A 431-nucleotide genomic window follows, 5' to 3' on the forward strand; every position below is an offset into this window, starting at 1 on the left:
CTTACGTAGTATGCGGTTGCTAAATCATGCGTTATGTACAATACACTTACGTTGTACTTGTCCCTTAAATCTTTGAACAAGTTCACTATCGACATCCTCAACGATGCATCCACCATCGATACCGGTTCATCCGCTACCAACAACGATGGTGTCGTTATGAGCGATCGAGCTACCGATATCCTTTGTAGTTGCCCTCCTGAAAATTCGTTGGGGTACCTTCCTTTTACTTCCGTTATACCTAATCCTACCGCCTTTAGCGCTTCTTCTACCCTTTTTCCATGCCCGTTCTTTGTTATCCCGTATTGTTTCGCTGTGTCGTATAGGTATCTGTCTACCTTCCTCAACGGATTGAATGTTTCAAAAGGGTTTTGAAATACCGATTGTACTTCTTTCATGAACTCTTTTTTCTCTTCCCATTTTTTTAGGTTTAC

1 protein-coding gene is annotated in these 431 nt (G+C 41.8%); it reads right to left on the reverse strand.

Annotated elements, in window-relative coordinates; all coding sequences use genetic code 11:
* Positions 1–431, reverse strand: a 431-nt coding sequence (locus ACW9JY_RS10500) for an ATP-binding cassette domain-containing protein (RefSeq protein WP_457284331.1), incomplete at both ends; no start/stop codon positions are given.

This window comes from Petrotoga sp. DB-2, from assembly GCF_054051725.1.